Source organism: Sphingobium sp. (assembly GCF_041987595.1).
GTDB lineage: Bacteria > Pseudomonadota > Alphaproteobacteria > Sphingomonadales > Sphingomonadaceae > Sphingobium.
Window position 1 is genome coordinate 1 of record NZ_JBHIWJ010000129.1, and the last position, 10,421, is coordinate 10,421.

Consider the following 10,421-nt stretch of genomic DNA (forward strand, 5'->3'; position numbering starts at 1 on the left):
GAAAAAAGGCTCGTTCATCGTCACCGCCTTGACCGCGTGGATCGTCTCGTTGGGCACGAGCGAAATCACGCGGTCGACCAGCAGCATCGGATAACGGTGCGGCAGCGCCGTCATGATCCCACGAATATCGATGGGACCGATGGCGGCGGCCGCAGTATCAACCTGATCCGTCATGGAAGGATCAGCGCGAGGTCGGCTGCTGCGACGGGTTGGCAGGCGCAGCGGCGGGAGCGGCAGCGCCCTGACCCTGACGGCCCGGCTGCCAGCCGGCCGGCGGGGTGATGCCGACGCTGGGCACCAGCGCGTTCAGCTCGGTGACGACCGACTGGGTGATGTCGACGGTCGGCTGATAGGACACGGTCGCATCAGGCGCCAGAATCAGGTCGACCTTCGCCTTGGTCATGGCGGACTTGAGCGCGTCCGACAGCTTGGCCGAAATCTGTTCCTCGACATAGGCGTTGGCGAGCGCGATCGGCTGGCCCAGACGCTGCAATTCGGCCTGACCGTCCTGACCGGCCTTCTGATAGGCTTCATACTGGGTCTGGATCGCCGGGGTCGGCTTGCCGCCGGCAGCCTTCATCGCGGCTTCCAGAGCCGAACCCTTTGCCTTCAGGTCCGCATCGATGGCGTTCTTGCGCGCCGTGAAGCCGTCGATCTGAGCCTTGTAGGTGGTCTGGATCTGGCTGCGGGCCGTGGTGTAGGCGGCGCTGGTGGCAACGGCGCGTTGCAGGTCGACGACGGCGATGCCGGTCTTCGACTGGGCGGCAGCCGGAACGCTGGTCAGCGCCATGGCGGTCATCGGCGCGAGAACCAGCGCCGCAGCCTTGAAAATCGTCTTCATCAGAATTGAGTCCCTACGTTGAAGCTAATGAGCTTGGTGTCGTCCCCTGGTTCTTTCAGCAGTGCCTTGGCGATGTCGATGCGGAACGGCCCGAAAGGCGAGTTCCAGTTGACGCCGAAGCCCACGGCGACACGCGGTTTGAGCGTATCGCCATAATATTGTTCCACAAATCCACTGGAAACGGTATTGTAACCGGCGGCCGTATCGCAGGTCGGTGCCGTGGCGGTGCCTCCGGCCTTGACGACCGGCAAAGCGGTATTGCTGGTCGAGGAGCAATAGCCCGGAAAGCTGCCGGAGCCGTTGACGAGGCCGGGATTCTTCAGGCCGCCGACCGCACCCGCATCCACGAAGATCGATGGGCGCAGACCCATTTCACGCGCACCCGAGCCCAGCGGAATTTCCATCTCCGCATGGGCCAGATAGTAAATGCGCCCGCCCAGGGAGTCGTCGGTCCGGTTGTTGTTGCCGGTGTTCTCCACGCCCGTAAAAGAAGTGCCGTTCTGGGTCGCGGTATAATAGCGGCGAATGACGCGAGGCCCGATGCCGCGAATGTCGAAGCCGCGAATCTGCGGATTGCCCAGGAAGAAACGGTCGGTGAGGCGGATGGGATCGACCAGAGCGCCCGTAGCATCCCTGCGATCGCCCTCCAGACTGTGGATATAGCCGCCTTCGCCCGAAATCGAGAAGATGAAGCCGCCGCCCACAGGCCAATATTTGGCGCCGTTCAGCCGCGTGCGGACATATTTGACGCTGCCGCCCAGCCCTGCAAAATCCTGGCTGAGCACGACATTGTTGCCGCGCGTCGGCCGGATGCGGTTGTCGCGATTGTCATAGATCAGCGAATAGCCGACCGAAGAGGTCGTCCGCTTGCCGATCGCGTCGCAAAGATAGCGGCCCGCCAGGATCGGATCGCATGCCAACACGCCGTCATCGTTGAGCGAATAATAAGTATCCTTGTCGAGCGTCACGTCGTCGAAGTTCAGCGTGTAGCGCAGCGCCAGCGACATATATTCGGTGATCGGAACCCCCGCGCGAAGCTGGAAGCCGGTCGTGGTCTGTTCATAGGTCGTATCGCGCGTATTGCTGTCCAGATAGCGGAAGCTGTTGAGGTCGCGGCGATAGATGTCGCCACCCAGCGCGATATTCTTGTCCATGAAATAGGGTTCGGTGAAACCCAGTTCGATCGACTTGGAATAGGCCGAATAATTGACGCTGGTGCGCAGTTCCTGCCCCTTGCCGCGGAAGTTGCGCTGGGTGATCGAGGCCGAGACGATGAACCGCTCCAGCGACGAGAAACCGGCCGACAGCGACAGTTCGCCGGTCGATTTTTCCTGTACGTTGGTTTCCAGCACGATGCGGTCGGGCGCGGAACCGGGCTTCTGCTCGATATCCAGCTTTTCCTGGAAGAAGCCGAGCGAGTTGATGCGATCTTTCGAGCGCTTGACCAGGAAGCTGTTGAACGCGTCCCCTTCGGCCAGGCGGAATTCGCGGCGCACAACCTTGTCCTGCGTCAGCGTGTTGCCGTTGATGTCGACCCGCTCGACATAGACGCGCGGCGCGTTGGCGATGCGGAAATCAATCCCCATCGTCAGCGTGTCCTTGTCGCGGTTGAAGTCCGGCTGGACGTCGGCGAAGGCGTAGCCGAACAGGCCCGCCGTCTCGCTCAGCGTGTCGACCGTGTCCTCGACCTGCTTGGCGTTATACCACTGCCCCTTCTTCATCGGCAGCATCTTTGTCAGCGAGTCGCCGGACAGGTCGCGAATGTCGCTGTTGACCTTCACGTCGCCGAATTTGTAGCGCTGCCCTTCCTCGACCACATAGGTGATGATGAAGTCCTGCTTGTCCGGCGTCAGTTCGGCCACCGCCGAGATCACGCGGAAGTCGGCATAGCCGTTGGTCAGGTAGAATTGGCGCAGTTTCTGCTGGTCATAGGCCAGGCGATCCGGATCGTAGCTGGTGCCCGACGAGAAGATGCGGAACCAGCGCGACTGCTTGGTCACCATCTGGCCGCGCAGTTCGCCGTCCTTGAACTTCTCGTTGCCGATGATGTTGATCTGACGGACCTTGGATTTGGGTCCTTCCGAGATTTCGAAGACGATATCGACGCGATTCTGGTCGAGCTGGACCATCTTCGGCTCGACCGTCGCAGCGAAGCGGCCCTGACGGCGATACAGTTCGATGATGCGGGCGACGTCGGCGCGCACCTTCGAACGGGTATAGATCTGGCGCGGAGCCAGTTTTATTTCAGGACGGATCTTGTCTTCCTTGAGGCGCTTGTTACCTTCAAGGACGATGCGGTTGATGACCGGGTTCTCCTTCACCTCGACGGTCAGCGCGCCATTGTCGTTGCGGATCTGGACGTCGGCGAAAAGTTCGGTTTCGTAAAGGTCGCGAAGCGCCTGATCGAGCGATTCCTGGGTGAAGGTCTGGCCGATGCGCAGCTTGGTGTAGGACAGCACCGTGTCCGGTTCCAGGCGCTGGATGCCTGTCACCGCGATGCTGCGGATGGTTCCGGCCGTCGGCTGCGCGGCCGGGATCGGCGCCGGAGCGGCTGGCTGGGGCGCGATCTGCGCCTGCGCCGGGACAGCAGCCATGCCGGCGATCATCGTCGTCGCCAACAGGGCCACGACGGCCGGGCGCTGCCTGTTGCTGCTCATCATCGCTGTCACCCGCTCCACCTTCTACAAAAAAGCAATATATCGTTCACGCCGCGCCAAATCCGTTCACATCCGGAAAGACGGCGTCAAATCGCGTCTCCCTGCCCGATACGGCTCAGCCGATCAAGCCGGACAGGCGCTCCCAGAGACCGAAAGAGGATAAATCGTTGAATGTTACCAGCACCATCATCGCCAGCAGGACGGCAAGACCGGAACGATAGGCCCATTCCTGCACCTGCGGGCTGACCGGCCGCCGCTGTATCGCCTCCACCCCGTAGAATAGCAGATGGCCTCCATCCAGCATCGGGATTGGCAAGAGATTGATGAACCCCAAATTAATCGAAATAAGCGCCATGAAGAAGACGAAGCTCTCCAGCCCCAGCGTCGCCGCCTGACCCGAGACCTCCGCGATCTTGAGCGGCCCGCCCAGTTCCCTCACGGACCGGCCGCCGCCCACGATCTGACCCAGCGTTTCGACCATGGTGCGAATGATCTGGCCGGTGCGCTGGATCGCGACGACGGGGGCACGGGCCAGGCTGACCGGCTCGATCACCGGTTCGCCCGGCGCAATGCCCAGACGGCCGATGCGGAACCTGTTGCCAAAGCCGTCATCTTCCTCAACCGCGCCAACCTGACCCCGCTTCTCGATCAGGCGGCCCTTGCGCTCGATGACGATGGCGACCGGCTCGCCGGGCCGGATCTGAGCAAACAGGCGGATATCGTCGAAGGTCACCATTTCCCGCCCGTTGAGCGAAACGATGCGATCCCCGGCGACGATGCCCGCTGCGGCGGCGGCGCTGCCGGCCTGCACCTGCCCGGCAATGGCCGGCGTGCGGCTCTCGCCATGGACGAAGGCGAAGGTGGCCAGGATCAGGATGGCGAAGAGGAAATTGATCGCCGGCCCCGCCGCAACGATGGCGGCGCGCTGCCAGAGCGGCTTGGCCGGGAAGCTCTGGGCCCGCTCGGCCGCGGGCATTTCCAGCCAGCGCGGATCGATCTGGCTGGCGGCGTTCATGTCGCCCTTGAAGCGAACATATCCGCCCAAGGGGAGCGCGCCGATGCGCCAGCGGGTGCCGCGCCTGTCCACCCAGGCCGCAATTTCAGGGCCGAAGCCGATCGAGAAGGCCTCCACCTTCACCCCGCACCAGCGGCCCACCAGATAATGGCCCAGCTCATGCACGAAGACGAGCGGTCCGATGACTGCCACAAAAGCGATTACAGTCAGCAGGAAACCGGGATTCTGGATCAAGCGGTCAATCTTTCCATCACATGGCCAGCCATCTTGCGCGCCTGCGCGTCCGCTTCCAGCACATCGTCGATCTGGCGGGGCACAGCAGCGCTATAGCGGTTCAGGACATCCTCCACAATCATGGCGATATCAAGGAAGCCTATGGCGCCAGCAAGGAAAGCCGCGACAGCGACCTCATTGGCCGCATTCAATATGGCAGGCGTCGCCCCGCCTGCCCGCGCCGCCTGCCGCGCAAGACGCAGCGCCGGGAAGCGCTCATCGTCCGGGGCTTCGAAGTCGAGGCGCCCGATCCGCGCCAGGTCCAGCGGCTGGCAGGGCGTCGCCATCCGATCAGGCCAGGCCAGCGCATGGGCGATGGGGATGCGCATGTCAGGCGAGCCGAGCTGGGCCAGGGTGGAACGGTCACGAAACTCGACCATCGAATGAATGACCGACTGCGGATGGACGAGGATCTCGATCCGATCGAGACCAACGGGGAAGAGATGCGCCGCCTCGATCAGCTCAAGGCCTTTGTTCATCATCGTGGCGCTGTCGACGCTGATCTTCGCGCCCATCGACCAGTTGGGATGGGCCACGGCCTGCGCCGGGGTGATGCCCTGCATCTCCTCCCGGCTGCGCGTGCGGAACGGTCCGCCGCTCGCCGTCAGGGTGATCCTTGCCACATCTTCCATTCGGCTGCCTGCAAGGCACTGGAATATGGCATTATGCTCACTGTCGACCGGAAGCAGCGTGGCGCCCGACGCCGTCACCGCGTCCATCATCAGGGCGCCAGCCGAGACCAGCGACTCCTTGTTGGCGAGGGCCACAGTGCCGCCCGCCTTGAGCGCCGCCATTGTCGGGCGCAAACCCGCACAGCCGACGATCGCCGCCATGCTCCAGTCCGCGCCGGCCTGCGCCGCTTCGACCAGCGCTCCCTCGCCCGCAGCCGCGTCGATGCCCGATCCGCGCAGAGCCTCTTTCAGGGCCGCATAGCGCGTCTCGTCGCCAATGACCGCCAGCCGGGCATTGCTCTGCCGGGCGGCAGCCGCAAGCCCTGCGGCATCGCTGTTGGCGGTGAGCGCGACCACCTCAAATGCGTCAGGTTCGCGCTGGATCAGGTCCAGCGTCGACATGCCGACCGAGCCGGTGGCGCCAAAGATCGAAATTTTCCGCATCAGGGCAACACTAGCAGAAGATAGCAGAGCGCGGCCAGCGGCGCTGCGGCGACCACGCCATCCAGCCGGTCCATCACACCGCCATGGCCGGGCAGCAGCGTGCCGCTGTCCTTGACCCCGGCGCGGCGCTTCATCCAGCTTTCCAGCAGATCGCCCAGCTGAGCCGCGACCGCCAGCAGACCGCTGGCTGCCGCCAGCTGGATCGGCAGTCCGGCGAAACGATAAAGCAGGAACCCCACCACCAGCGCAGCCAGGACGCCGCCGCCCAGACCCGACCATGTCTTGGAGGGGCTGACGCGGGGGGCCAGCTTGGGACCGCCGATCGATCGCCCGGCAAAATAGGCCCCGATATCCGTCGCCCAGACCAGCCCCATGGCCCAAAGCGCCAACAGCAGGCCATAGGCATTGGGCGTCTGCGCCCGCAGGAACAGCAGCGCCATGACCGGAACGCAGATATAGGGCACGCCCAGCGCCAGCTTCATCGAACGGCCGACCAGCGCGATGAAGAAGAAAGCCGCCGCCGCCAGCCCGAACGCCAGCCAGGACACGCCCGCCGCATAGGGGCAGAGTATGGCCAGCGGCACAGAAACCGCATACATGGCGAGCTTGCGGTTTTCCTGGGACACGCCGATCAGATCGGCCCATTCGCCCTGCATCAGCACGCCGGCAATCACCAGCAGCAGCCAGAAGGGAAAACCGCCTGCGAACAGCGCGCCCAAAGCGACGCAGATCAGGACGACGCCAACGACCGCGCGGGTGCGAAGCTCATTCGACATGGATCACAGCCCGCCGAACCGGCGGTCCCTCAGGCGAAAGGCGTCGAGCGCGGCGGCAAGAGCGCGCGCATCGAAATCCGGCCAAAGCATGTCGGTGAAATACAACTCCGCATAGGCAGCCTGCCACAGCATGAAATTGCTGAGCCGCTGTTCGCCCGAGGTCCGGATCATCAGGTCCAGAGGCGGAAGATCGGCGGTGTAAAGCGCGCCCTCGATATCGTGAAGGCCGATCTCGTCCGGCTTCATCTCTCCGGCCTGCACCCGGCGGGCCAGCGCCTGGGCCATGCGCACCAGTTCATCCTGGGCACCATAGTTCAGCGCGATCGCCACGATCGGGCCGGTGTTCGCCGCCGTCCGCGCCATCGCGCCTTCGATCAGGTCGACCAGCGACGGATCGAGCGCCTGATAGTTGCCGATGACCCTGAGCCGCACGCCATTGGCGTGAAACTCGTCAATGTCGGACTGGATGAAGTGCCGCAACAACCCCATCAGGTCCGCGACCTCGCTGGCCGGACGCTTCCAGTTTTCGGAGGAAAAGGCGTAGAGCGTCAGACATTCAAGGCCCAGCTCCCGTGCCGCGCGGGCAACGCGGCGCACCGCCTCCACCCCGGCCCGATGTCCGGCGATGCGCGGCAGAAAACGCTTCTTCGCCCAACGGCCGTTGCCGTCCATGATGATGGCGACGTGGCGGGGTCCGGGGGCCCCTGCGCGGATGCCGTCGACGTGACGGGCGCCGTCGGCTGGCGCACCGCTGGTCAGATCGGGCTTGGCTTGACTGGCCATCAGAGGGCGATGCGTGCTTTGGCCGCGAAAGGAAAACCCCGGCTCACTGGCCGAGAATTTCCTTCTCCTTCGCCCCCGCTACCGCATCGATGTCGGCGATGGTGCTGTCGGTCAGCTTCTGGACTTCGGTTTCCAACCGCTTGCGCTCGTCCTCGCTGATCTCGCCCTTCTTTTCGTCGGCCTTGAGGCTGTCCATGCCGTCGCGGCGAACGTTACGGACGGCGATGCGGGCCCCTTCGGCATATTTGCTGGCAAGCTTGGCCAGCTCCTTGCGACGTTCCTCGGTCAGGTCCGGGATGGGCAGGCGCAGCGTCTGGCCGTCGACGATCGGGTTAAGGCCGAGGCCCGCCGACCGGATCGCCTTGTCGACCGGACCGACATTGCTCTTGTCCCATACCTGCACCGACAGCATGCGCGGTTCGGGTGCGGAGACGGTCGCGACCTGATTGAGCGGCATATGCGCGCCATAAACCTCTACCGTCACCGGATCGAGCAGCTGGATGTTGGCGCGGCCGGTGCGCAGGCCGGAGAGATCGCCTTTCAGCGATTCGACGGCACCGTGCATGCGGCGTTCGAGGTCGGCCTTGTCATATTGAGCCATTTTGTTTCAGCGCTCCTGATTTTGCACGATCGTCGCCACACCATCGCCGGCCAGCACCTTAGCCAGATTGCCGGTTTCGCGGATGTTGAACACGACGATGGGGATATTGTTTTCGCGGCAAAGCGCAATGGCGCTCGCGTCCATAACCTTCAGATTATCGTTCAGCACGCGGTCGAAGCTGATTTCCTCATAGCGCGCAGCGTCCGGCACCTTCTTGGGGTCGGCGTTGTAGATACCGTCGACGCTGGTACCCTTGAACAGCGCATCGCAGTCCATCTCAGCCGCGCGCAAAGCCGCCGTGGTGTCGGTGGTGAAGAAGGGGCTGCCGGTGCCGGCCGCAAAGATGACGATCCGGCCCTTCTCCATGTGCCGCACCGCCTTGCGACGGATATAGGGTTCGCAGACCGACGCCATCGGAATGGCCGACTGGACGCGGGTGTCATAGCCCAGCTTCTCCAGCGCGTTCTGCACAGCCAGTGCGTTCATGACGGTGGCGAGCATGCCCATATAGTCGGCGCTTGCCCGGTCGAAACCCTTGGCGGCGCCCGCCAGGCCCCGGAAGATGTTGCCGCCGCCGACGACGACGCAAAGTTCGAAGCCCGCATCCTTGGCGGCCGCGATCTCGCCGGCGACCCGGTTCACGGTTTCCGGCTCGATGCCGAACTGCCCCTGCCCCATCAGCACTTCGCCCGAGAGTTTCAAAAGGATGCGCTTGAAAGCGGGTCGGGTCATGCCGGGCAATGTTCCATTTATGAGCGGGCAAGGAAATGGCGCGCACCTTAGGCAGTGCGCGCCATATTGTGAAGCGGGCTTTTAAGTCCCGGACTTCCTTAACGCTCCCTCCGGACTTGTCGAGAAGCCTTCGCCTCCCGACCGCCCGAAGCGAGCGATCTGTCGGATCAGACGCCGGCTGCAGCAGCCACTTCAGCGGCGAAGTCGCTCGTTTCCTTCTCGATGCCTTCACCGAGCTGGAAGCGGACATAGTTTTTCAGCGTGATCGACGCGCCGGCGTCCTTGGCCGCCTTGGCGACGACGTCAGCGACCGGGGTCTTGTTGTCCATCACGAACAGCTGCGACAGGAGCGCCTGCTCCTTGGCGAACTTGGCGACCGCGCCGTCGACCATCTTGGCGACGATTTCAGCAGGCTTGCCCGATTCGGCAGCCTTTTCGGCGGCGATGGCACGCTCACGCTCCAGCAGGGCCGGGTCGATGTCGGCAGCCGACAGGGCCAGCGGGAAGGCAGCGGCGATGTGCATCGCGATCTGCTTGCCCAGCGGCTCCAGAACGTCAGCCGGCGCGTCGCCTTCGAGGGCGACAAGGACGCCGATCTTGCCAAGGCCCGGAGCGGCCGCATTGTGGACGTAGGGAACGACCACGCCCTGGCTCACTTCGACCTGGCCGACGCGGCGCAGGGTCTGGTTTTCGCCGATGGTGGCGATGTTGGCGACCAGCTTCTCGGCAACGGTGCCGCCCGAAGGATAAGCCGCGGTCGACAGCGCGTCTGCGTCGGCAACGCCGCTCTCAAGCGCAATGGTCGACACGGTGCGGACGAAATCCTGGAACTGGTCGTTCTTGGCGACGAAGTCGGTTTCGCTGTTCACTTCGACGGCGACGCCCCGGGTGCCGGCGACGGCAACGCCGACCAGACCTTCAGCGGCAGTGCGGCTCGACTTCTTCTGAGCGGCAGCCAGGCCCTTGGCGCGCAGCCAGTCGGTTGCCGCTTCGATGTCGCCATTGGCTTCGGTGAGCGCCTTCTTGCAATCCATCATGCCCGCGCCCGAACGGTCGCGCAGTTCCTTGACGGCGGCAGCGGTAATCTCGGCCATGTTTCGGCTCCTAAATGGTCTAAGGGGTTCAAATAAGCGCTAGGGCGCGTTCCATCGGAGCGCGCCCTAGCCTGTCAATCTTGCAGTTCGAAGACCGCGTCTCAGGCCTGAGCGGCGACAGCCTCTTCGGCTTCCGGCTCGTCCAGAGCGCCCAGATCGACGCCAGCGGCCTGCTGCGCACCACGGTTGCCCTTGGTGGCCGCGGCGGCGACGGCGTCGCAGTAGAGGCGGATCGCGCGGCTGGCGTCATCGTTCGCCGGGACCGGAAAAGCGATGCCATCGGGCGAGACGTTCGAATCGAGGATCGCGACGACCGGGATACCCAGCGTGTTGGCTTCCTTGATCGCCAGCTCTTCCTTGTTGGCGTCGATCACGAACATGACATCGGGGATGCCGTTCATGTCGCGGATGCCGCCCAGCGACAGTTCGAGCTTCTCGCGCTCGCGGGTCATCTGAAGGACTTCCTTCTTGGTGAAGCCGTGGGTGTCGCCCGACAGCTTCTCTTCGAGGGTCTTCAGACGCTTGATCGAGCCG

The 10,421-nt window shown here is 63.9% G+C and carries 10 protein-coding genes and 1 pseudogene; all 11 read right to left on the reverse strand.

Annotation, left to right across the window (positions count from 1 at the left end; all coding sequences use genetic code 11):
• A pseudogene (locus ACFC3J_RS20455) lies at positions 1–174 on the reverse strand (3-hydroxyacyl-[acyl-carrier-protein] dehydratase FabZ); the annotation flags it as partial.
• Between the two features lie 7 nt (positions 175–181).
• A complete protein-coding gene (locus tag ACFC3J_RS20460; RefSeq protein WP_192667531.1) occupies positions 182–841 on the reverse strand; it encodes an OmpH family outer membrane protein in 660 nt (219 codons plus the stop codon).
• A complete protein-coding gene (gene bamA / locus ACFC3J_RS20465) occupies positions 841–3,501 on the reverse strand; it encodes an outer membrane protein assembly factor BamA (protein ID WP_375197850.1) in 2,661 nt (886 codons plus the stop codon). Before bamA ends, ACFC3J_RS20460 begins: the two co-directional genes overlap by 1 nt.
• A 112-nt stretch (positions 3,502–3,613) precedes the next feature.
• Positions 3,614–4,747, reverse strand: a complete 1,134-nt coding sequence (rseP, locus tag ACFC3J_RS20470; RefSeq protein ID WP_375197842.1) for an RIP metalloprotease RseP — start codon at positions 4,745–4,747, stop codon at positions 3,614–3,616.
• The gene (locus ACFC3J_RS20475) at positions 4,744–5,901 is read right to left on the reverse strand and encodes a 1-deoxy-D-xylulose-5-phosphate reductoisomerase (protein WP_375197843.1); all 1,158 of its coding nucleotides are present in this window, start codon (positions 5,899–5,901) and stop codon (positions 4,744–4,746) included. The genes rseP and ACFC3J_RS20475 overlap by 4 nt, the downstream gene beginning before the upstream one ends.
• Complete coding sequence (locus ACFC3J_RS20480) at positions 5,901–6,677, reverse strand: phosphatidate cytidylyltransferase (protein ID WP_375197844.1); 777 nt, start codon at positions 6,675–6,677, stop codon at positions 5,901–5,903. Before ACFC3J_RS20480 ends, ACFC3J_RS20475 begins: the two co-directional genes overlap by 1 nt.
• A gap of 3 nt (positions 6,678–6,680) precedes the next feature.
• Positions 6,681–7,460 (reverse strand): isoprenyl transferase, encoded by a 780-nt coding sequence (locus ACFC3J_RS20485; protein ID WP_375197845.1) that lies wholly within the window; start codon positions 7,458–7,460, stop codon positions 6,681–6,683.
• A 43-nt stretch (positions 7,461–7,503) separates the two neighbouring features.
• Positions 7,504–8,061: a ribosome recycling factor gene (frr, locus tag ACFC3J_RS20490; protein ID WP_375197846.1), complete on the reverse strand. Its 558-nt coding sequence runs from the start codon at positions 8,059–8,061 to the stop codon at positions 7,504–7,506.
• A 6-nt stretch (positions 8,062–8,067) separates the two neighbouring features.
• Entirely contained in the window at positions 8,068–8,793 is a 726-nt protein-coding gene (gene pyrH / locus ACFC3J_RS20495; protein WP_375197847.1) for a UMP kinase, read from the reverse strand.
• Between the two features lie 167 nt (positions 8,794–8,960).
• On the reverse strand, positions 8,961–9,887 hold the full coding sequence (gene tsf / locus ACFC3J_RS20500; RefSeq protein WP_375197848.1) for a translation elongation factor Ts: 927 nt from the start codon (positions 9,885–9,887) through the stop codon (positions 8,961–8,963).
• A 101-nt stretch (positions 9,888–9,988) separates the two neighbouring features.
• Positions 9,989–10,421 (reverse strand): 30S ribosomal protein S2 (rpsB, locus tag ACFC3J_RS20505; protein WP_375197849.1); only part of this gene is annotated, 433 nt, incomplete at its 5' end.